Annotated in this window: 23 protein-coding genes; 6 read left to right on the forward strand and 17 right to left on the reverse strand. The window is 60.2% G+C overall.

The annotated features are described in order from the left end of the window. The first annotated feature begins 243 nt into the window (after positions 1-243). The gene (locus AC1RN6_RS11435; RefSeq protein WP_493005371.1) at positions 244-1,527 is read left to right on the forward strand and encodes an amidohydrolase family protein; all 1,284 of its coding nucleotides are present in this window, start codon (positions 244-246) and stop codon (positions 1,525-1,527) included. 69 nt (positions 1,528-1,596) lie between these two features. Here AC1RN6_RS11435 and AC1RN6_RS11440 read toward each other — a convergent pair whose 3' ends face one another. Continuing rightward, positions 1,597-2,271, reverse strand: coding sequence for an O-methyltransferase (locus tag AC1RN6_RS11440; RefSeq protein ID WP_493005372.1), 675 nt, complete (start codon positions 2,269-2,271; stop codon positions 1,597-1,599). A gap of 80 nt (positions 2,272-2,351) precedes the next feature. On the opposite strand from AC1RN6_RS11440, the gene AC1RN6_RS11445 reads away from it, so the two are divergent. After that, positions 2,352-2,996: a TetR/AcrR family transcriptional regulator gene (locus AC1RN6_RS11445; RefSeq protein ID WP_493005375.1), complete on the forward strand. Its 645-nt coding sequence runs from the start codon at positions 2,352-2,354 to the stop codon at positions 2,994-2,996. A 9-nt stretch (positions 2,997-3,005) separates the two neighbouring features. On the opposite strand, the gene AC1RN6_RS11450 is transcribed toward AC1RN6_RS11445, so the two are convergent. The 8 genes from AC1RN6_RS11450 to AC1RN6_RS11485 all read right to left on the reverse strand — a co-directional run bounded on the left by AC1RN6_RS11450 (position 3,006) and on the right by AC1RN6_RS11485 (position 10,850). Further along, the gene (locus AC1RN6_RS11450; protein ID WP_493005377.1) at positions 3,006-3,896 is read right to left on the reverse strand and encodes an ABC transporter permease subunit; all 891 of its coding nucleotides are present in this window, start codon (positions 3,894-3,896) and stop codon (positions 3,006-3,008) included. Between the two features lie 28 nt (positions 3,897-3,924). Further along, positions 3,925-4,758 carry a taurine ABC transporter ATP-binding protein gene (locus AC1RN6_RS11455; RefSeq protein ID WP_493005379.1) on the reverse strand — a complete coding sequence of 278 codons (834 nt, stop codon included), beginning with the start codon at positions 4,756-4,758 and terminating at the stop codon, positions 3,925-3,927. Continuing rightward, positions 4,731-5,747, reverse strand: a complete 1,017-nt coding sequence (tauA, locus tag AC1RN6_RS11460) for a taurine ABC transporter substrate-binding protein (protein ID WP_493005380.1) — start codon at positions 5,745-5,747, stop codon at positions 4,731-4,733. Before tauA ends, AC1RN6_RS11455 begins: the two co-directional genes overlap by 28 nt. 209 nt (positions 5,748-5,956) lie before the next feature. Then, entirely contained in the window at positions 5,957-7,939 is a 1,983-nt protein-coding gene (locus AC1RN6_RS11465) for a family 2A encapsulin nanocompartment cargo protein cysteine desulfurase (protein ID WP_493005381.1), read from the reverse strand. Positions 7,940-7,947: 8 nt separating this feature from the next. After that, on the reverse strand, positions 7,948-8,880 hold the full coding sequence (locus AC1RN6_RS11470) for a family 2A encapsulin nanocompartment shell protein (protein ID WP_094563511.1): 933 nt from the start codon (positions 8,878-8,880) through the stop codon (positions 7,948-7,950). A 91-nt stretch (positions 8,881-8,971) separates the two neighbouring features. Beyond that, on the reverse strand, positions 8,972-9,232 hold the full coding sequence (locus AC1RN6_RS11475; protein WP_493005890.1) for a helix-turn-helix domain-containing protein: 261 nt from the start codon (positions 9,230-9,232) through the stop codon (positions 8,972-8,974). 111 nt (positions 9,233-9,343) lie between these two features. Continuing rightward, a complete protein-coding gene (gene epsC / locus AC1RN6_RS11480; RefSeq protein WP_493005384.1) occupies positions 9,344-10,267 on the reverse strand; it encodes a serine O-acetyltransferase EpsC in 924 nt (307 codons plus the stop codon). A 97-nt stretch (positions 10,268-10,364) separates the two neighbouring features. Beyond that, a complete protein-coding gene (locus AC1RN6_RS11485) occupies positions 10,365-10,850 on the reverse strand; it encodes a rhodanese-like domain-containing protein (RefSeq protein WP_493005385.1) in 486 nt (161 codons plus the stop codon). Between the two features lie 298 nt (positions 10,851-11,148). Between AC1RN6_RS11485 and AC1RN6_RS11490 the strand changes: the two genes are divergently transcribed. Genes AC1RN6_RS11490 through AC1RN6_RS11500 form a run of 3 tightly spaced genes read left to right on the forward strand, consistent with a single transcriptional unit; the run spans position 11,149 to position 13,624 of the window. Further along, positions 11,149-12,159 (forward strand): methionine ABC transporter ATP-binding protein, encoded by a 1,011-nt coding sequence (locus tag AC1RN6_RS11490; RefSeq protein WP_493005387.1) that lies wholly within the window; start codon positions 11,149-11,151, stop codon positions 12,157-12,159. After that, the gene (locus tag AC1RN6_RS11495; protein ID WP_493005389.1) at positions 12,156-12,818 is read left to right on the forward strand and encodes a methionine ABC transporter permease; all 663 of its coding nucleotides are present in this window, start codon (positions 12,156-12,158) and stop codon (positions 12,816-12,818) included. The genes AC1RN6_RS11490 and AC1RN6_RS11495 overlap by 4 nt, the downstream gene beginning before the upstream one ends. A gap of 14 nt (positions 12,819-12,832) precedes the next feature. Further along, a complete protein-coding gene (locus AC1RN6_RS11500; RefSeq protein ID WP_094563501.1) occupies positions 12,833-13,624 on the forward strand; it encodes a MetQ/NlpA family ABC transporter substrate-binding protein in 792 nt (263 codons plus the stop codon). Positions 13,625-13,730: 106 nt separating this feature from the next. Here the strand turns inward: AC1RN6_RS11500 and AC1RN6_RS11505 are convergent, their stop codons facing one another. The 5 genes from AC1RN6_RS11505 to AC1RN6_RS11525 form a co-directional block, all read right to left on the reverse strand. After that, positions 13,731-14,027: a cupin domain-containing protein gene (locus tag AC1RN6_RS11505; RefSeq protein ID WP_493005391.1), complete on the reverse strand. Its 297-nt coding sequence runs from the start codon at positions 14,025-14,027 to the stop codon at positions 13,731-13,733. A gap of 97 nt (positions 14,028-14,124) precedes the next feature. After that, positions 14,125-15,351, reverse strand: coding sequence for a c-type cytochrome (locus AC1RN6_RS11510; protein ID WP_493005392.1), 1,227 nt, complete (start codon positions 15,349-15,351; stop codon positions 14,125-14,127). Then, on the reverse strand, positions 15,348-16,157 hold the full coding sequence (locus AC1RN6_RS11515; protein WP_493005393.1) for an ABC transporter ATP-binding protein: 810 nt from the start codon (positions 16,155-16,157) through the stop codon (positions 15,348-15,350). Before AC1RN6_RS11515 ends, AC1RN6_RS11510 begins: the two co-directional genes overlap by 4 nt. Beyond that, positions 16,151-17,179, reverse strand: coding sequence for an ABC transporter permease (locus AC1RN6_RS11520; protein ID WP_493005394.1), 1,029 nt, complete (start codon positions 17,177-17,179; stop codon positions 16,151-16,153). The genes AC1RN6_RS11515 and AC1RN6_RS11520 overlap by 7 nt, the downstream gene beginning before the upstream one ends. Positions 17,180-17,259: 80 nt before the next feature. After that, positions 17,260-18,297, reverse strand: coding sequence for an ABC transporter substrate-binding protein (locus tag AC1RN6_RS11525; protein ID WP_493005395.1), 1,038 nt, complete (start codon positions 18,295-18,297; stop codon positions 17,260-17,262). A gap of 295 nt (positions 18,298-18,592) precedes the next feature. Here AC1RN6_RS11525 and AC1RN6_RS11530 point away from each other — a divergent pair, with 295 nt between their 5' ends. Continuing rightward, complete coding sequence (locus AC1RN6_RS11530; protein ID WP_493005396.1) at positions 18,593-19,159, forward strand: OsmC family protein; 567 nt, start codon at positions 18,593-18,595, stop codon at positions 19,157-19,159. Between the two features lie 97 nt (positions 19,160-19,256). On the opposite strand, the gene AC1RN6_RS11535 is transcribed toward AC1RN6_RS11530, so the two are convergent. The 3 genes from AC1RN6_RS11535 to AC1RN6_RS11545 are packed head-to-tail and all read right to left on the reverse strand — an operon-like array spanning position 19,257 to position 21,850. Next, positions 19,257-19,988, reverse strand: a complete 732-nt coding sequence (locus AC1RN6_RS11535; RefSeq protein ID WP_493005397.1) for an ABC transporter ATP-binding protein — start codon at positions 19,986-19,988, stop codon at positions 19,257-19,259. Between the two features lie 9 nt (positions 19,989-19,997). Further along, a complete protein-coding gene (locus AC1RN6_RS11540; protein ID WP_493005398.1) occupies positions 19,998-20,855 on the reverse strand; it encodes an ABC transporter permease in 858 nt (285 codons plus the stop codon). 2 nt (positions 20,856-20,857) lie between these two features. Continuing rightward, positions 20,858-21,850: an aliphatic sulfonate ABC transporter substrate-binding protein gene (locus tag AC1RN6_RS11545; protein WP_493005400.1), complete on the reverse strand. Its 993-nt coding sequence runs from the start codon at positions 21,848-21,850 to the stop codon at positions 20,858-20,860. Positions 21,851-21,880: the final 30 nt, after the last annotated feature.

A 21,880-nucleotide genomic window follows, 5' to 3' on the forward strand; every position in this document is an offset into this window, starting at 1 on the left:
GATATCTTGCTCGGTTATGTGCGGCTGCTTCAGGAAGACGCGGTGAATGCTTGAATGTTCCCCAAAAATTGCAGCGCAGCAGTAAGCCGCGGTTGCAAATAGTTAAATATGTATCAATACTTGCGAAATTATCGCTTCGCCAGCGATGTGCTATCGATATGTTGTCGATGCGGTGTCGATGGACTGTACTCGACGCCGTCGGAATGTCGCTGCGCCATCAATCACCAGTCAGGGAGACTTCGGATGGATCTGGTCATACGCAATGCAACGCTGCCGGACGGCAGCCGACACGTCAACATCGGCGTCGAGTCCGGGCGCATCGTTGCCCTCGGCACCGGTATCGATCTGCAGGCCGCGCAGGAAATCGACGCCGGCGGCGATCTGGTGACGCCGCCGTTTGTCGATGCGCATTTTCATATGGACGCCACGCTGAGCTACGGCCTGCCGCGGGTCAATGCGTCCGGCACGCTGCTCGAAGGCATTGCATTGTGGGGTGAACTCAAACCGGAGCTGACGCAGGAAGCGCTGGTTGAGCGTGCTTTGCAGTACTGCGACTGGGCCGTGGCGCGTGGGTTGCTGGCGATCCGCTCGCATGTCGATATCTGCGACGACCGCTTGCTGGCGGTCGAAGCATTGCTGCACGTCCGTGAAAAGGTCGCGCCGTATCTCGACCTGCAACTGGTGGCGTTCCCGCAAGACGGCGTGCTGCGCAGTCCGACCGCCTTCGCCAACCTGAAGCGCGCGATCGGCATGGGCGTCGACGTGGTCGGCGGCATCCCGCATTTCGAACGCACCATGGCCGACGGCGCCGAGTCGGTCCGATTGCTGTGCGAATTTGCCGCAGAAAAAGGCTTGCGAGTGGACATGCACTGCGACGAATCGGACGACCCGCTGTCGCGCCACATCGAGACGCTGGCCTACCACGCACAGCGGCTCGGCATGCAGGGCAGAGTGGCCGGTTCGCACCTGACCTCGATGCATTCCATGGACAACTATTACGTCAGCAAACTGCTGCCGCTGATCAAAGAAGCCGGCGTCGCCGCCATCGCGAATCCACTCATCAACATCACCTTGCAAGGCCGTCACGACACCTATCCCAAACGCCGTGGCATGACGCGCGTGCCGGAGATGCTGGCGGCCGGCATCGACGTCGCTTTCGGCCACGATTGTGTGATGGATCCGTGGTACAGCCTTGGTTCGGGAGACATGCTCGAAGTCGCGCACATGGGTTTGCACGTAGCCCAGATGACGGGGCAGCAGGCGATGCGAGACTGCTTCAACTCGGTGACCGAAACGCCGGCGCGCATCCTCGGTCTGGAAGGATATGGATTGCAGGTCGGCTGCCATGCCGACCTGGTGGTGCTGGATGCCGGCGATCCGGTTGAGGCGATTCGTTTGCGTGCAGCACGACGATTTGTCATTCGCCGCGGAAAAATCGTCAGCCAGGCGCCGGCATCACATGCACATCTGAGTTTGCCGGGACGACCGGATCGGGTGGACTTCAAGCTGCACGGTCCGGGCGGATGACTTTGGTCAGCCATCAAGTTCCGGCGAACGAATGATGTCGCATATCCATATCCATCCGGTCGGCAGGTTTCAGTGCCGTTGGCCTGTCCATATCGACAATTCGATGTCGTCGGCGAAAGCCATCGACAGGTAACCGCTGTCAGGCGAACGCACGCGCTGCAGGTAGTCGGGGCTGTAGTCAGCGTTGTCGGCAACGATGCATGCTCCCGGTCTCAGATGGTTTTCCACCAGGCTCAGGATGTCGGGGTAGAGCGCCTTGGCGCCGTCGAGCAGCAGCAGGTCGACGGTTTCCGGCAGATTGGCGCTCAGCGTCTGCAAGGCATCGCCCTCGCGGATTTCCACCAGATCGAGCAAGCCGCCGGCCATCAGATTGGCGCGCGCCTGCAATACCTTCGACGGTTCGAATTCGCTGGTGATCAATTGACCGCCGCCGTTGTCGCGCAAGGCTGCAGCCAGGTGCAGGGTGGAGATGCCGAACGAGGTGCCGAATTCGACGATGCTGCGTGCGCGGCAGTTGCGCGCCAACATGTAAAGCAGCGTGCCGGTCTCACGCGAGACCGGCAGTCCGACATGTCTGAAGCGCGCATACAGATCGCGGTATTCGGTTTTGCTATGCATCAGGCGGGTGCGTTCCGACTCGGAGAGATCTGCCACGGCGGCCATCACTTCTGTCGAAGCAGTTTTGGCTTCGTCAAACAGGCGGGACAGCAAGGGAGCAAGCGGGGTACTGGTTAAGGTCGTCATAGCGATAAATGTGGTTGAAATGGGAGTAGGTATAATACGAATAAGTCTTCAGGTTTTCTATTCGCATTGCCATTTCACTTATGACCGATCGCCGAAAATCCCAGCTCTCCTCTAGAAAACAGCCCAAGCAGGCGCGCTCGAACGACCTCGTTGCAGCGGTCCTCGAAGCAGCTATTCAGGTTTTGGCACAGGAAGGCGCACAGCGTTTCACGACCACGCGCGTGGCCGAGCGGGCCGGCGTCAGCGTCGGCTCGCTGTATCAGTATTTCCCGAACAAGGCGGCGATCCTGTTCCGGCTGCAAAGCGACGAGTGGCAGCAAACCACCGATTTGCTGCGCACGATACTGGAAGATGTCCGCAAGCCGCCGCTGACGCGTTTACGGATACTGGTGCACGCCTTTATCCGCTCTGAATGCGATGAAGCAGCCATGCGCGTGGCACTCAGCGATGCTGCGCCGCTGTATCGCGATGCTCCCGAAGTGCAGGCCGCAAAGGCTGAAGGCGAGCGCATCATTCAGCGCTTCATGCTGGAGGTGTTGCCTGATGCGTCGAAAAAGGCGCGCGCCATGGCCGGCGACCTGATCACCGCCACGCTGAGCGCGGTGGGCAAGGATTTTTCAGAAAGTGCGCGCACGCCGGCGCAGATCAAGGTTTACGCCGACGCCATGGCCGACATGTTTTGCGCCTACCTCCGCAGCTGCCAGGGTAGCGCATCATCGAAGTGAGCCCTGATATCAGCGATGCGCTTTCCACGGCACCAGCTTGTGCTCCAGACGGCGCATGACCAGATCGAACAGATAAGCCACGATGCCGATCAGCACGATGCCCATGATCACGATGTCGGTGCGCAGGAAGTTGGAAGCGTTCAAGACCAGTTGGCCGACACCGGCCGTGGCCGCCACCATTTCCGCGGCGACCAGCGTGGTCCAGCCGAAGCCGATGGCGATGCGCAGGCCGGTCAGGATGTCGGGCAGCGCAGCCGGCAGAATCACATGCCGCAACAGCTGCCAACGGCTGGCGCCCATCGACAGCGCCGCGTGCAATTGTTCCGACAGTACGCCCGTGACGCCCGCGCGGGTGGCCACGGCGATAGGCGCAAAGCAGGCGAGAAAGATCAGCAGAATCTTCGCCGTCTCATCGATGCCGAACCAGATCACGATCAGCGGCAGGTAGGCCAGCGGCGGCAGCGGACGATAAAACTCCAGCAGCGGATCGAAGATGCCGCGCACGATTCTGCTGGTGCCCATCAGCAGGCCGAGCGGCACGGCGGTCAAGGCCGCAAGCACAAAGGCGCCGAACACGCGCAGCAGGCTCCATGCCAGATGCTGCCACAGCGGCAAGCCGCCTTGCACGTTGCCGTTCCATGCTTGTACTGCGGCGTTCCACACCGCTGACGGCGACGGCAGGAACAGCGGCGGAATCCACGCCTGCGCAGTGATTGCCCACCATGCCAGAAAAAGAATCACGATGGTGGCGATGGTGACGCCCAGCGTCTTGCCGCTGCCGGGGCGTGGATACACTTTGGCAGCCGGCAGCAGCGTGGTTGCCGCAGGGAGTTGAGAAGGCGTCGGCGTGTCGCTCCAGACAGTATCGGGAACGGCAGGCGACGAGGAAGGAGGAGTCATGATCTGGAACCTGGGGTATTTTTGACTATCAGGAAGTGTGATGCACGAGCTGCAAAAGCCGTTCGCGCCACGCGATGAAATCCGGCGACGACTTGACGGCGCGGGCATCGCCGGAAGCCAGATAGTCCCGTGAAAATGGCAGCTCGAATTGATGGTCGACACGACCGGGACGCGGCGACATGACGATGACGCGAGAACCCAGAAACAAGGCTTCTTCCACGCTGTGCGTAATGAAGAAGATGGTTTTTCCGGTGCGCTGCCAGACCTTGACCAGCAGTTCCTGTATCGACTCGCGCGTCAAGGCGTCGAGCGCACCCATAGGCTCATCCATCAATAGCACGCGCGGATCGTTGGCCAGTGCGCGGGCGATGCCGACGCGCTGCTGCATGCCGCCCGAGAGTTGATATACCGGCGATTGCGCGAATTGCTCCAGCCCGACCAGGCGCAGTTTTTCCAGCGCGAGGGTGATGCGTTCGCTGCGCGCGATGCCGCGAAAGCGCAAACCAAGCGCAACATTGTCGACCACGTTCAGCCATGGCAACAAAGCATGTTTCTGAAACACTACGCCCAGTTCGGGACTCGGGCCGCTGATCGCCACGCCGTCAAGCAAGGCTTCGCCTTGCGACGCCTGCACAAAGCCGGCGAGGCAATTCAGCAGCGTGGTCTTGCCGCAGCCGGAAGGCCCCAGTGCGACCACGAACTCTCCCGGTGCGATAGCCAGATCGACATGGGATAAGGCCAGCGCCTCGTCCCGGGCCGCCGATGCAAAACGCACCGACAGCCGGCGTATGTCGAGCCGGCCGCCGGTCTGCGTCTGCACCTCAGCCGGAGGGATCAGCGTGCTGCTGCTTTGCGTACCCATGTGGCATTCACTCCTGTACTGTAATCCGGCAAGACGGTCTGGATGGTGCCCTGCGTTTTCAGGAACGCGGCAGTGGCAGCCAGCGATTTGGCTGCGCCGCCGCCCAGCCATTGGGCCGAGGCCTGTTGTTCCAGTGTGGGGAACTCATACAGCGCCAGGCTGGCAGGCACTTCCGCAGCTTCCGCGCCGGACCATTTCGCCACGGCTTTCACCTGGACTGAATCAGCTGTCCACGCCGCCTTGTTGCGGCGATAGCTTTCGTCGGTCGCGGCCAGCGTCTTCACAAATTCGGTCAGGAAGGCATCGTTCTGGCGGGAGAATGCCTTGCTCACAACGATGCCGTCAAAGGTGGCTTTGCCGGTTTGCCTGGCGATCTCGCCGGAGGTGATCAGCACCTGGCCATTCTTCTTTACCTTCGCCAGTACCGGATCCCAGATGAAGGTGCCGTCGATGTCGCCGCGCTCCCATGCTGCAGCAATTTCAGGTGGGCGCATGTTCAGAATCTTGACGCTCCGCGGATCGACCTTGGCGTTTTCCAGCGCCAGCAGAGTATGGAAGTGCGAAGTGGAAACGAACGGCACCGCGATACGCTTGTCCTTCAGATCCGCCAGGCTCTTGACGTTGCTGCCATTGCGTACGACCAGCGCTTCCGCGTCGTTGATGTTGTCGAGGATCCAGAACAGTTCGATCTCCAGGCCTTGAGACAAGCCGGAGGCAATCGGCGCCGAACCGGCTTCGCCGATCTGCACCGAGCCGGATGCCAGCGCGCGAATCACATCGGCGCCGCTGGCCAGCTTGCGGAAAGTGACCTTGTAGCCGGTCTTCTGCTCCAGCGTTTGCGCGTCCTGGGCGTAGCGCCATGGCACCACCATGTCCTGATAGGCGATGACCACTTCCTTGGTTTGTGCGACGGCATTTCCCGTCAGGACGGCGGAGGCGGCGATTGTGGAAATTGCGGTGAAGAGCAGAGCATGCAGAGTTTTTTTCATTTTTATACGTGACGAGGTGGATGGTTATCCGAGTATAAAAGTCGCGTTTGCGCGGCAATACGAATATTTCCGGCTATGCATATGCGACGGCTGCGCGAAGCGGCAACCTGCGTAGAATCTTATTGAAGGAAGAGCGGGGAGGAAATGCACAGGAATGAAAAAACGCGGTCACGTCCGGAGACATGACCGCGTCGAAAACAGACTGGAGTTCAGCCTGCTCGCCGTTGTGAGGCGAGCCTTCTGATGACCGTCGCAAGACGGTCGATTTCGTCGAAGGTATTGTAAAAAGCCAGTGACGGCCGCACCGTCGTTTCAACGCCGAAGCGGCGCAGAATCGGTTGGGCGCAATGATGGCCGGTACGCACGGCGATGCCTTCTTCGTTGAGCGCGTGGCCGACTTCCTCAGTGCTGTAGCCGGCCAGCACGAAGGACATAACACTGGCCTTGTCGTCGGCCGTGCCGATCAGGCGCACGCCTTTGATTTCGCGCAGTTGCTGCATGCCGTAGACCAGCAGGTCGTGTTCGTAGCGGGCAATGTTTTCGATGCCGATCTTGTTGACGTAGTCGATGGCTGCGCCTAGTCCCACCGCATCGGCGATGTTGCCCGTGCCTGCTTCAAACTTGTTGGGAATAGGCTGGAACACAGTTTTCTCGAACGTCACGTCGGCGATCATGTTGCCGCCGCCTTGCCATGGCGGCATGTCTTCCAGCACTTCGCGCTTGCCCCAGACTACGCCGATGCCGGTCGGGCCGAATACCTTATGGCCCGAGAAAACAAAGAAATCCGCGCCCAGATCCTGCACGTCGACGCGCATGTGCGACACCGACTGCGCACCGTCGACCAGCGCCTTGGCGCCGGCGCGATGGGCCAGTTCGACGATTTCCTTGACCGGCGTGACGGTGCCGAGCGCATTCGAAACCTGCGTGATCGCGACGATCTTGGTGCGATCGTTGAGCAGCTTGCGATATTCGTCGAGCAACACCTGGCCCGAATCATCCACAGGGATCACGCGCAGCTTCGCGCCCTTGGCGGCGGCCAGCTGCTGCCACGGCACGATGTTGGCGTGGTGTTCGAGATTTGACACGATGATCTCGTCGCCTTCGCCGACATGCTGCGTGCCCCAGCTCTTGGCCACCAGGTTGATGGCCTCGGTGGTGCCGCGCACGAAAATGACTTCGTTGACGTCAGGTGCGTTGATGAAGCGGCGCACCCGTTCACGCGCACCTTCGTAGGCATCGGTGGCGCGTGCGGCCAGTTCATGCGCAGCGCGATGGATGTTCGAGTTTTCGTGCTCGTAGAAATAACTGATGCGGTCGATCACGGATTGTGGCTTGTGCGTCGTTGCCGCATTGTCGAACCAGACCAGTTGGCGGCCGTTGACGCGCTCCTGCAGAATCGGGAAATCGCGCCGCACCGCATGCACGTCGAACGGCGGATGGCGATCGCCGCCTGCCAGCGGCACGGTCGCGTGCGGTTGTGCCTTGGCCGGCGTGACGTAGCCGCTCGGCAGCACCACCGAGTCCACGAAGTAATACTGGGGCGTCGTGGATGGTGGTGGCGACTGTGCCGGTGCAGGCGCAGACGTTGCACCGGGAATCCCGGTGGCCGGCGGTGCAGTCAGGCTGCGATGTTCCGGGATCGAGGGCGAGGGCAGATGCACTTCCGGCGTCGCCGTTGGTGCTGCGGCTGCACCGGGCTGTCCATAGGCATCGCTCAAAAAATAATACAGCGATGCGCCGGCTTGCGGTCGCGCGCTGCCTGCCGCTTCCGGTACGCCTAGCAAGGCGCCGCCGCTGCGTGGTTCATAGGCGGGAATGGCGCTGAGGATTTTGTCCGGGACGCCGTTGCCGGCCGGTGCAACAGGCGCCAGCGCCGGTGCGCGGTTGCCCAGCGACAGTACCTGCGTCGGTGATGCCGGGATCAGGTTGGTGCCGGGAATCTGTCCTTGCGGAATCGGCGTGCCGGGAACGCTGGGGCCGAAACCTGCCGGACTCACCAGTGGCGAACCCGGCGGCGCGATATTGCCGGGCGCCTGCACGCCGTGCGGCGCAAACGGCGGTGCCGGCGGGGCCGCAAAGAACTCGGTCGCCAGGCGCGCCAGCACGGCCGGATCGAACGGTGCGCCGGACGGCTCTGGAACGCCGGCAGGCTGGCTTGCCGGCAGGGAGGTGGAGGGCGAAAGTAGGCTCACGTCGCGGCTTATTTGTAGGTGTCAGGATAGTCGTGGTACTTGCCGATTTCGACATCGTCGAGCACCGCCAGCGCATCGGTGGTCAACACCGCCAGCGAGCAGTAGAGCGAGATCAGGTACGACGAAATCGCATGGTTGTTGATACCCATGAAGCGTACCGACAGACCCGGACTTTGCTCGCCCGGCAGACCCGGCTGGAACAGACCGACCACACCCTGGCGCTTGTCGCCTACGCGCAGCAGCAGGATTTTGCTCTTGCCGTCGGCAACCGGCACCTTGTCCGACGGAATCAGCGGGATGCCGCGCCAGGTGATGAATTGCGAACCGAACAGGCTGATGGTCGGCGGCGGCGTGCCGCGGCGTGTGGCTTCGCGGCCGAATGCGGCGATTGCCAGCGGATGCGTAAGGAAGAAGGCCGGTTCTTTCCAGACCTTGGTCAACAGTTCATCGAGGTCGTCCGGCGTCGGCGCGCCGGTCAGCGGGAAGATGCGCTGTTCGTCCGTGACTTGCGCCAGCAGGCCATAGTCGGGATTGTTGATCAGTTCGCTTTCCTGATTTTCCTTGATGGTCTCGATCGTCAGGCGCAACTGTTCCTTGATCTGGTCGTGCGGGCTGCTGTACAGATCGGAGACGCGGGTGTGCACGTCCAGCACGGTCGACACCGCATTGAGGTAATACTCGCGCGGATTTTCTTCGTAGTCGACGAAGGTGCGCGGCAGCTGGTTTTCTTCTTCGCGCGCGGTGCATGTGACCTTGATCGATTCGGGATTCTTGACCTTGTTGAGCCGATAGATACCGGCCTCGACAGGCACCCATTGCAACAGATGCGTCAGCCAGCGCGGGCTGATGGTTTCCAGCTGAGGTACGGTTTTGGTTGCGTTTGCTAGTTGCCTTGCTGCGTTATCGCCAAGCGCGGTGGTACCGCCAACTGTTGCCGACATCGTGACTCCAATTCATGTGGGTTAAGAAAAATAAGGCGGGAAAAGCATCCCGGAAATGACTTGCAGAGTGTGGCGTCTCAGTGCCTGTGCCTCAACATGCTATAGCCATCAACTTGATGCCGCGCACCAGATTCATCTGGCTGATGGCTTCGCCGCGCGTGACCAGGGCAGAGGGCGTGAGCTTGAGTGCGGAGGCCAGCTTCTCGACCGTCACCAGAGAGGCAATGGCGCAGCCGCGTTCTATTTCGCCGATATAGGAACGGTTCAGGTTCGAGTTTTCGGCCAGGCGTTCCTGTGACCACCCCTGCGCCTCGCGCAACTGCCTTACACCGATACCGAAGCTTTGCACCAGCGCGCTGGCGGCGCTGTCGCCGCCTTCGGGAAAGGCGGATTTCGGGTCGGCGGAGGGCGGCTTTCTGGAATAATTTTTCTCGCTCATGTCAGGCATTCCTCATCGCGTTGTTCAGGTTGCGCCGATGCTGTTGGCGAAGGCGCCTTCGCGCGATTCGGCCTGGGCAATCCGGCCGCCCGGCGGGACGTCATGCGTGAGCCAGACATTGCCGCCGATGACCGCGCCTTTGCCGAGCGTGATGCGGCCAAGGATGGTCGCGCCGGCATAGATCACCACGTCGTCTTCCACCACCGGATGACGCGGGAGGCCTTTTTGCAGGTTGCCTTCGGCATCGGTCGGGAAGCGTTTGGCGCCCAGCGTCACCGCCTGATACAAGCGCACGCGCTCGCCGATGACGGCAGTCTCGCCGATGACGACGCCGGTGCCGTGGTCGATGAAGAAGCCGGCGCCGATCCTGGCGCCGGGATGGATATCGATGCCGGTGGCGGCGTGCGCCAGCTCTGCGACGATGCGCGCCAGCAGGGGCAGACCGAGAGCGTAGAGCTGATGCGCCAGACGATAGTGAATCATCGCCAGCACGCCGGGATAGCACAGCAAGACTTCATCCACGCTGCGTGCGGCGGGATCGCCCTGATAGGCCGCCAGCACATCGCTGTCGAGAAGCGTGCGGATGGCCGGCAGGGCGGCGCCAAAAGTTCTGGTCGCAGCCAGTGCGTCTTCGTCGATGTTTCGATCCGTTGCAGCGTTCAGTCCGGCGCTGTACTTCAGTTCCAGATGAACCTGTTTCAACAGGGCATGCAGCGCGGCGTCGAGCGCATGCGCGACATGAAAGTCCTCGCTCTCCTGACGCAGGTCCGGCGGTCCAAGGCGCATGGGGAAAAGTACGCCCTTGAGGCTCTCGATGATGGCGGCGAGCGCGTCGCGCGAGGGAAACTCGCGTCCGCCCGGTTCGCTGGCGCGGCGTTGCGCCTGGCGCCAGCTGTGCCGTGCCTCGTGCAAAGACTGCACGATGTCGGTGATGTCAAAAGTTGCCACAGAATTCCTTTATGCAAAAACGGGTGTGCCGATCATGCGGCCGGTGTTCTCAAGTGCAGAGGTCTGTTGCAATCAGGCGGTCATGCCGGGAGCGTCATTAGTCCTGAACCCAAGGCAGACCATGAAAGCGCCAGCCGTCCGATTTGCCGCGCTGTTGCTGTGCATCGATCTCTCCTTCGAAACCTTCCAGCACATTGAAAATACAGGTGAAGCCCGCCTTGGTTGCCGCTTCAGCCGCCAGGGCGGAGCGCTTGCCGCTGCGGCACAGCAGCAGCGCGGGGATATCCTTGCCGCCGATCTTGCTTTCCAGTTCGCGCACGAAACGCGGATTGCGCGTGAGTGCAGTGCCGGTCGCCCAGGCGACGTGCAGGCTCTCCGGAATATGGCCGACGAACTTGCGCTCTTCATTCGAACGCACATCCACCAGTAATACCTTGTGTTCGGAAAAAAGCTTCCAGGCAAGCGCAGGTGGAACGCCGCCGGCAAAGGCCGAGCCGGAAGAGATTGCTTGAGATTGGATGGAGACGAGCTCTTCGGGCAGGGCGAGCGTATCGGCAAGCGCCGGTGCATCAAGGACAGGCATAGGGAAACCTCAGTGATTGTTCTGACAGTACGCAATTGCGGTCATTCTGATGGCGATAGACAACAGCCGACCGTGGATACGACTGTACGATTCGCCCAGTTGAAATAAAACGAATAAAAACGAGTTCGTAAAATCTGAAAACGAATAAGGAGGGAGGGGGCTCGGCTATTTCAACGTGCGTGAAAAAACGCAGAACTCTTATTACAAAACGAAATAAGCATCGACATATTTATGCGTTCACGCGCCATTTTGGGGCTGCTAGACTGGCGCCTATCTTATTTACTTATGCCCAGTCCCAGTGATCCGCATCGAGCATCTCCATAAAACTTATCACGTTGCCAACCGGGACATCACAGCACTGACCGACATCAACCTGCAGATCGAAGCAGGCGAAGTATTCGGCATCATCGGTCGCTCCGGCGCAGGGAAAAGTACGCTGATTCGTACGCTGAATCTGCTTGAACGTCCCACGTCGGGAAGCATCTTCATCGAAGACGAAGACATCACGCAATTCGACAGCACCGATCTGTACAAGCTGCGTCAGCGCGTCGGCATGATCTTCCAGCACTTCAACCTGCTCAACGCCAAGACCGTCGCCGCCAACATCGACTGGCCGCTGAAGGTTACCGGAAAATACACGCCTGAGCAGCGCCGCCAGCGCGTGGCGGAACTGCTGGAGCTGGTCGGCCTGAGCGAGCATCGCGACAAGTATCCCTCGCAGTTGTCGGGCGGACAAAAGCAGCGCGTCGGCATCGCCCGCGCGCTCGCCAACTATCCGCATCTGCTGCTGTGCGACGAGGCGACTTCCGCACTCGATCCGGAAACCACGCAAGCTATCCTGCGCCTGCTGCTTGACATCAATCGCAAACTGGGTCTGACGATTGTGCTGATCACGCACGAGATGCAGATCATTCGCACCATCTGCGACCGCGTCGCGGTCATTGACGACACCCGCATCGTGGAGACGGGGAAGGTGGCCGATGTCTTCCTGCATCCGCAGCATCCGGTGACGCAGAAGCTGGTGGCCGAAAGCCATACCTTCGACAATGAGTCCGGTCTTCAACCCGACCAGTTCAAAGGAAAACTGGTGCGCCTGACGTTTGTCGGCGACATCACTTATCAGCCTATCCTGACTAACATCACCGCCGCCACGCAGGCATTGATCACCATCCTGCAAGGCACGATCTCGCGCATCAAGGACACGCCCTACGGGCAATTACTGGTGGAACTCAACGGCAGCGAGGAAGACATCCGCCGCGTGTTCGCCCATTTCGATGAGTATCAGATTCATCATGAGGTGTTGTCATGATCGACTTTTCCGTTGTCGACTGGAGCGACGTCTGGCAGGCCACGCTGGAAACGCTTGTCATGACCGGTGCCTCGCTGTTCTTCACTGTGCTGATCGGCCTGCCGCTGGGGATCTTGCTGTTCATCACCGCGCGCCGGCAGTTGCTTCCGCAGCGCGGCGTCTACGTCGTGCTGTCTTTTGTGATCAACGTGCTGCGTTCAGTGCCTTTCCTGATCCTGCTGATCGTGCTGATTCCCGTGACGCTGGTGCTGGTCGGCACCTCGCTCGGCGTCGAAGGATCGATCCCGCCGCTGGTCCTCGGCACCGCGCCGTTCTTTGCCCGCCTGGTCGAGAATGTTTTGCGCGAAATCGACCGCGGCGTGATCGAAGCCTGCCAGGCGATGGGTGCGCGCACGTATCAGATCATCTTCGGCGCCTTGCTGCCGGAGGCGCTTCCCGGCTTGCTGGCAGCCGTTACGATTACCGCCATCACGCTGATGTCCTATGCCTCCATGTCGGGAGTGATCGGCGGCGGCGGCCTGGGCGACCTTGCCATTCGCTTCGGCTATCAACGGTTCCAGACCGAGGTGATGATCGTCACCGTCGCGGTCCTGGTAGTACTGGTGCAGTTACTGCAGTTCTTAGGCGATCGCCTGGTTCTGCATTTCACACGTAAATAAAAAAGGAGTCTTACATGTCCCGCAAATTATCCCTTCTGCTCGCAGCATCGTTGTCTTACCTCGCCATCAGCGGGGCACAAGCCGCCGACAAGCTGGTGATCGCCGCCACGCCGGTCCCACATGCCGAAATCCTGGAATTCCTCAAGCCGACTCTGGCCAAGGAAGGTGTCGATCTGCAGGTGAAGGTGTTCACCGACTACGTCCAGCCGGCCGCGCAAACCAATGAAAAGCAGGTTGACGGCAATTTCTTCCTGCATCAGCCTTACCTCAATGAATTCAAGAAGAGCCACAAGAACGATATCGAAGTGCCGATCACCAAGGTGCACGTCGAACCATTCGCGGCGTATTCGCTGAAATACAAGAAGACAGCCGACATCCCGGACGGCGCTACCATCGCGATCCCGAACGATCCATCGAACTCCGGCCGCGCATTGCTGCTGCTGGCGCGTAACGGCCTGATCAAGCTGAAGGACACCAGCAACATCTCCTCCACGCAAAAGGACATCACCGACAATCCGAAGAAGCTGAAATTCCGCGCACTGGAAGCAGCGACATTGCCGCGCGTGCTGAATCAGGTTGACGTGGCGCTGATCAATACCAATTACGCCATCGAAGCCAAGCTGAATCCGGTCAAGGATTCTTTGTTCATCGAAGATGCCAATTCTCCTTACGCCAACCTGCTGGTGGCGCGCGAAGACAACAAGGACAGCCCTGCATTCAAGAAGCTGGCCGCAGCGCTGAACTCGCCTGAAGTGAAGAAATTCATTGAAGAGAAATACAAGGGCGCTGTGGTTCCTGCGTTCTGATATCCAGCATCATCACCATCCGATGACGTGAAAAAGCCTGGCAAGCCGGGCTTTTTTTATTTCCGGACATGAACTGCGGAGAGGCCCTCGGTGCCGGTGGTGTGGATCACACATCGACAATCACCAGGCAACCGTCACTGCCGGGCAATACTGCATGGGCGACGCCAGCTTCGGCGATATAGAGTTCGCCGGCGCTGACGATCACCGTTTCTCCTGCGACTTCCAGCAACATGCGGCCGCTCACGACCAGCAGGCCTTCGTTGTAGTCGTGTACCTCCTCCTCATACGGCGTCTCGTTCATTCTGAGCACTTTAATACGTGCCGGACCGATCTGGCCGAGGATGGCGGACTTCCAGGGGGCCGATAGATCAGAGGCAATATTCGGTAAGTTAAAAAGGGGCATGACTTGTCGTTCCCGGGAAATGTAGATGATGCTGTTCAATGTAGATCAAGGCAGATTTCGCCCGATGAAGACAATCTGTCCGGGCAATCGTTGCTGATTACTGGGTAGTGTGGACGAAACCGCCTTTGACGAAGCGTACCGGCTCTGCATCCATCGCGGCGATCAGACTATCGAGACCACTGCTGGCGCCGGATGTCTTCATGGTTGCCGGGGCGCGACAGAGAATGTCGGACTCCGACCAGTTGCTATTACCGTCGTTCGCCAGCTTGCGCGCACGCAGCCAGCCGTCGCGATCGGTCAGCAGTTGCGTGCCAGCCAGCTTGTCGCTGTCGATGCCGGTGATGATGGACAGAGCCATCCATGCGTCGTCCGAGCGCATCATGCAATCGATGGCGGGCGTACCTGCCTGTGAGACCGGGAGGGAGAGCGCACCGTTAGCCAGGATCACGCTGCGCAAGCGGGGATCATCGAGGGGGAGGGACGCCGGTTGCCTTGCCGATGCCAGGATCAGGCGCACACGTTGGCCGCGCCATGAATCCCTATCGTTGCGTTGTTGCGCTGTCGATATTGATGATGTATGTAGGGCACGACCGCAGTCGACCGCTACGGACGGCAATGCCACCGGTTGATCCCACGCGCCAATCTCGCGGATGCTGGTGCCGGCGGCATTGGCTTTCATGAAATCGATGAGCGACCAGACATCGGCATCGTTCAATTGACGCGCGAAGCCGGGCATGGTCGCCGCGCCGTGCCGGTCGTGCATGCCGTAGGCGATCTTCCAGAACAGATCGCCGTCGGCGCGCCGCCAGAGCAACCCGCTTGCCAGGTTGGGCGGCGCCAGCGGCAACGACAGCGCCAGCGGTGTGTCGCCTTTGCCATCGGTGGCATGGCAGCGCGCGCAGCGCTGTGCGTACACTTCGCGTCCATGCACGATGGCGGCCGCGCTGAAGCCGGAGGACGAAACATGGAAACTGGTCGGCTCCGCAGGCGCGAGCAGCAGCTTGCTGTCCGGCCAGGGAGCGAAGAAAAGAAGGGCGGCGGCGGTCGGCAGCATCACGATGCGTCCACGCCGCCAGAGCAGGGCGATAATCAGCGAGAGCAGAGCCGCAGCAGTCAGTCCCAGCGCGTTCAGCAATTGCCGCGCCACGCCGCGATCGATCAGCAGTACGTCGCCGCTCAGGCGTTGGGCAAACGGCCAGGCCGGCTGGCCGTGACTGGTTTGCGCCAGCCCCAGCACCGCCAGCAGATGCAGGAAGCCCTCTTGCAGACTCTGGATCGAACTCAGCAGCAGATTGATCCAGTCGGACAGCGACAACAGACTCACCAGGAGGCATCCAATCCCAGATGGCGCAAGGCTTCATGGCGCAATTCCGCGAGCCGTGGATCGCCGCGATGGCGAGGATACGGCAGGTCAACCTTGATCTCGGTGCGGATGCGGGCCGGGCGGTCGCTGAAGACGATCACCCGGTTGGCGAGAAACAAGGCTTCCTCCACGTCATGCGTGACCAGCAGCGCAGAAAAACCGTTGCGTTGCCATAGCGAGACCAGTTCGCTTTGCATCTGCAGCCGTGTGAGCGAGTCGAGCTTGCCCAGCGGTTCATCCAGCACCAGCAATTGCGGATCATTGACCAGAGCGCGCGCCAGCGCCACGCGTTGCGCCATGCCGCCGGACAACTGATGCGGGAAGGCATCGGCAAATTCGCTCAGGCCGACCAGCGCCAGCGCATCGTCGACGCGCTGGCGGTGTTCCTTGAGCAGGCCGCGCGCTTGCAAGCCGAGCGCCACGTTGTCCCAGACTTTGCGCCACGGATAGAGCGTAGGATCCTGAAACACCACAATGCGCGACGGATCGGGATGCGTGATTTTTTCCGCGTTCTGCAGGATGTGTCCGGTGGTCGCCGGCTCCAGTCCTGCAACCAGTCGCAGCAAAGTGGATTTGCCGCAGCCGCTGGGACCTAGCAGGGCGACGAATTCGCCCGGCGCTACCGTCAGAGAAATATCGTCCAGCACCTGCAGCACACCATTGGGCAGCTTGAACCAATGGCTGACGTGTTCGATATCGATGCGGGCGCCGGCTTTGTTTTGTGATGCTGCCTGTGGCTGCGGGTTGTCCAGCGTTGCGTTTACCATTTGACGGTTCCTTTCTGCCATGACAGCGCGCGGTCGCGCACCTTGAACAACAGTGTGATCAGGCTTGAGCACAGGATCGCCATCACGATCAGCGCCGCATACATGTTGCTGTACGCCGCCCAGCCTTGCGCCCATTGCAGATACCAGCCGAGACCGGCTTTCACGCCCATCATTTCTGCGGTCACCAATACCGAGAATGCGGCGCCCAGTCCCATAAACAGGCCGACGAAGACTTGCGGCAAGGCGGCCGGAATCGCTACCCGCAGAATCAGGAAGCGCTCGGATGCACCCAGGGTGCGCGCCACGTCGTAGTAACTTTTGCTGACCGACGCCACGCCGGACCAGGTCAATACCGCCACCGGAAACGCCGTCGCCAGTGCGATCAGAAACACTGCCGCGGCATAGCTCGACGGCGCAAAGAAAAACGCCAGCGGCAGCAATGCCGAGGCCGGCACGGGGCCGAGAAAACGCAATACCGGATGTACCCAGTAGCCGGCGATGCGCGACCAGCCGATCGTCACGCCGACCAGAAAACCCACCAGTCCGCCGGCGGCAAATCCATGCACCAGAAGACGCAGTGAATAGCCGGTACTGATGCCGAGGCGACGCCAGTCTTCGCTGTACACCTCGATCAGGCTTTGCGGCGGCGCGAAAAACGGCGAGGGCAGCACACCGAGCTTCGCCGTCAGAATTTCCCATAGGGCCAGCAGCAAGGGTGCTGCGACCAGCCATTGCCCTGCAGGGCGCAATAGCTGGACGGTGCGGCCTGCGCGTTCGCCGGCGAGGGCAAGAACTGCCAGCAGTACGGCGATCGCGACCGTGGCGTAGCCAAATTCGTCGGTGAAGGCCCAGTCGCTGAAGCCGACTTCCTTGTTGGGCCAGCGCAGCGTGATCACACCCAGCAGCAGCCAGGTCGTCGCTGCCAGCAAGCCGGTGCGCCAGATGCCGAAGACGCGCACGCCGTCGAACAGACCGGCCTGATTGGCGCGGAGTAAAACATCGTTGGTCGTGGAAGTTGTCATGTTGAACTCCGTTTGCATTGCGGGTTATGTTGCATGTTCCATTGCAGACCGGGCCGGACTGGCCCGGGTTTAGTCTGGATTCACGCGAGCGGATCGAAGGTGACGTGATTAGCCAGCTTGACGGGATCAGTCGATTTCTTCAGCACGCCGGCGGTATGGAAATCGCGGGCGAAGAATTCGACTTCGTCGCGCAGCGGTTTTCCGGTCGGGTGATTGTGATAGGTCAGGCTGGTCAGCAAGGCGCGCAGATCTTCGACCGGTACTTTCGGTGAATACTTGGCGTAGATCTTGGCGGCCTCGTTGGGATTCTCGGCGACGTACTCGGATGCTTGCACGATGGAACGCACGACCGCCGCAGCAGCCGGTTTGTCGTTGCGCACCAGGTCGCCGCGGGCACCCAGAATGCAGCAGATCTTGTCCTTGTATTCGCCGACGGCGCTGTTGCCGATTTCAGTGAAGACACCCTTGTTGCGCTTCTCGATCAGGAAGATATTCGGATCGCCGTCGGCGATAGCCTGAATCTCGCCTTTCTTGACAGCGACGTCGAGCAGATCGGCAGGATAGACACGCCATTCCACATCCTTCTCGACATTGAAGCCTTTTTTGGCCAGATGGATGGCAAAGAAATTCTTGGCCGGGCTGTTCTGGTCCGACACGCCGATGACCTTGCCCTTGAGGCTGTTGATGTCCTTCACGCCGGCCTGATTGGCACCCACCATGCGCAGGCATCCGCCGTGTGCGCTGCCGACGATCTTGACGTCGAAACCGGCTTCCAGCGGTTTGAGCCAGCGATGGATCAGGCCGACGCCGACGTCGGCCTTGCCGGTCGCCAGCGCTTCGAGCAATTGATCGGTGGAGCCGCCCCAGTTCAGCAACTCGACATCGAGGCCGTTCTTCTCGAAGAAGCCGCGCTCCTGCGCGACCACCACCGGTGAGAGGCAGAATGAAATGGCGCTCCAGGCGAAGGTCAGCTTGCGCGGCGGTGCGGACCACGCGTTGCGCGAGGCGAGCGAAGCGCCTGCGCCAACCAGCGCGGCGGCTGCACCGGCACGCAATACGTCGCGGCGCGACCATGACGACAGGACATCGGACTCTTGCGAAATGCTATTTTTTTTCATTGTTGGTAACTCCCACTTGGTTGACCGGAGCGGCTGAATGAACTCTGCAGATGCCTTGGCAATGCAGATGCGCCGCTGACAAAACAAGTGAAGACTAATGACGCCGCTCAACGCGGTCAAAGAATAAGAATGCGTTTATTTATGCGCAGAGTGCGTGTTGCAGTGAGTGTCGGCCCGGTGAATATGGATATGTAAAAACCTTCGTTGCCGCGGGTCTCCGGCGGCGGGAGACTACGGATTGCTGACGCCATATCCGCGCGTCGAATCGGGATTTCCTCATTCAAAGAAAGAAACCATGACTACGCTCAACCACTATCTTTCCGAAAAGCGCAGCGCCGTGCTGGCGCGCGAAGCACTGATCAATGCAGGCGATGCGGGGCCTGCTGCGCTGACGGCAAAAGTCAGCGCGGAAGGACGCAGCGGCGTGCGCCGCATTCGCATCCGCGATCACCAGGTCATCAGCGATAGCCCGCCGGATTTCGCCGGTTACAACCTCGGGCCGAGTTCACCCGAGTTGCAACTGGGCGTACTCGGTTCCTGCGTGACACATATCTTTTTGATCCATGCGGCGCATCTGCAGGTGCCGGTCGATTCGCTCGAAGTGGAAGTGACGGGCAAGATAGATCCACGCGGTGGCAAGCCGGGATATGAAGATATTCCGATTTATCCCCACGACATCGGCTACACCGTTCATCTGGTGTCGCCGGCGAGCAAAGAGAGCGTGCAGGCTTTGTTTGAGACTGTCGAAAAGACTTGCCCGATTTTGAACCTGCTGAAGAATCCGCAAACGATTCGTGCAGAAATTCGCCATACCACCAGCACGTGGGACAAGCTGGAAGAAGAGCATGCGATCGCCGGATAAGGCCGCTTGATTCAGGTCAACACGTCCGGCTGCTCCATGCCCGCAGGGCGATGCGGAGTAGCCGGAGAGTGCGATCGGAAAGTCGCGACGGCGGTATTCAGAAGGCGTGCGCTTCGTGCAATTCCGACAGCGCTTCCGCCTTGAACGCGCCGAGGCGAGCATCGGTGCGTTGCCGCGGTTGCGGCAAGTCGACGCCGATGATGTTGCGGATGTTGCCGGGACGGCTTCCCATGACGAGTACGCGGTCGCCGAGATAGAGCGATTCGTCGATGTCGTGCGTGACCAGCAGCAGTGATATCTGATGTTGCCGTGCGAGGCTGAGCAGCAGGTCTTGCAGCTTCATGCGGGTAAAGGCATCGACCGCGCTGAAGGGTTCATCCAGCAACAAGACGCGCGGACGCGAATAGAGGCCGCGCGCGATGGCTACGCGTTGCGCCATGCCGCCGGAGAGTTGCTTGGGCAGACTGTTTTCCCAGCCGGCGAGTCCGACTTCCTCCAGAAGCTGCGAAATCCATTTCAGATCTGCGCGCTCGCCATCGGCAAAGCCGACGTTCTGCGCGACGGTCAGCCAAGGCATCAGGCGCGGTTCCTGAAATACAAAAGCGACACCGCCATTGCGCTGGCCGGCCAGATCCTGGTCGCGCGTGACGGAGCCTTTGAAGTCATTGTCCAGGCCAGCGGCAATGCGCAGCAATGTGCTTTTCCCGCAACCGCTGGGGCCGAGCAGGGCGACGATTTCGTGTTCCGCCAGCGTCAGCTCGACGCCTTGCAGCACAGTATCGCCGCCAAAGGATTTACGTTCGACCTTGATGTCGAGAATGGTGTTCATGATGTTCCCTTACTTGGCCTGCTCGCCCGTGAATGCATCGCGCCATGACAGGCTGCGGCTTTCCCAGAATTTGAGGATGGAGTCGCTTAGTTTTCCCATCACTGCCAGCGTGACGATCGCCACCAGAACAAGATCGGGGCGCGATACCTCGCGGCCGTCAGTAAGCAGATAACCAATGCCTTGTGTCGCGGCCAGCAGTTCTGCCGCGACCACGCATAGCCAGGCCATCGACAATCCATTGCGCAGGCCGGTGAACAGATAAGGTTTGGCTGCGGGAATGAAGATCTTGCGGATCAGTTCAATGCGGCTGAAACCATACATCGTGCCGACTTCCACCAGCTTGCGGTCGACATTGCGAATGCCGGCCACAAGATTCATGTAGACCGGAAAGAAGGATCCGATGGCGATCAACACGATCTTCGATGTTTCGTCGATGCCGAGCCAGATCAACAGCAGCGGCACCCATGCCAGTCCGGGCACCGCGCGCAGCGCCTGGAAAATCGGCTCGATATAGTCTTCCGCCAGCGTACTCAGTCCGACCCAGGCGCCGAATATCAACGCCAGCACCGCGCCGATGCCGAAACCTGCCGCTACGCGCAACGTGCTTGCAGTGATGTGTTTCCATAGAGGTCCTTCCGCCAGCTCCAGCAACGTCGCCAGCAGATCGCTGGGCATGGGCATCAGATAACCGGGAACCCAGCCGGCGCGGCCGGCAATTTCCAGCGCTGCCAGCAGCACAACCGGAATCGCAAAACCGCGCAGCAGGGCCGGGCGCAGTTTCAGACGTGTTCCGAGTCCCGTTGCTGCTGCATGCTCGATCTTGACCGAAGCGTCAAGCTTGCTGTCGATAGAGGCGGAACCCGGCATGTCTATTTCTCCGCGACGACTTCCGTCGCGATGCGTGCGTTGATGAGCGAATTCAACGGACCGTCCACTTCAGCGTTGCGGCGCAGGATGCCATCTTTCAGCAACAGCGGAATCACCGGCTTGATCGCATCCAGATGCGCGGCGCCCGGGATCGGACGGCTGAAATCGTAACGCGCCAGTTGCAGGCCGATGACATCTGCCGGCAGTTTGGTTTCTTCTGCAAGGAGCGCTGCAGTTTGTTGAGGATTGGCGATGATCCAGCGACGTGCGCGTTCATAGGCTTTGAGCACGGTGCGGACAGCTTCAGGGTGTTCGTTGAGGAAGGACTCGCTGGTGTTGAGGAAGGCCGCCAGTCCGAAAGACGGATTGCGATAAACGAAGCGTGCTCCGGCTGCCTGTGCACCAGCCATGTGCGGATCGAGACCCGCCCAGACGTCAACGCGGCCCTGTTCCAGAGCGACGCGCCCATCGGGATGCTGGAGATGGACAATTTCAACGTCGGACGGCTTCAGTCCATTTGCATCGAGCGCACGCAACAGGAAGAAGTAAGGATCAGTACCTTTGGTGGCGGCGATTTTCTTGCCTTTGATATCGGCCACCGTTTTGATCGGCGAGTTGTTCAGCACTACGAGTGCACTCGGTTCTGACCATAGATAGCTATAGACGGCTTTTACCGGTTGTCCGTTGACGCGCGCGACCAATGCCGAGATGCTGGAGGTGAGCGCAAAATTGGAAGCGCCGCTGTTAAGAAACTCGAGCGAATTATTGCTGCCGCGCGAGAACACCCATTGCACAGTCGTACCTTGCGCCTTGAAGGTTTCTTCAAGCCAGCCGTTGCGCTTGATGATCAGGCTTTCGGGTGAGTAGTAGGCATAGTCGAGCTTGATTTCTTTAAGTGGGGCGGCGTGAGCAGCATGACTGAAAGCACCTGCGGCGCCGACTACGCCAATGGCGAAGGTCAGGCCGGTCTTGAATTTCTTGAGAGTGGAGAGCATTGTTCTTGTCTTTATCGGGAAGTGGAATCA

Source organism: Herbaspirillum sp. GW822-FHT03A08 (assembly GCF_058801885.1).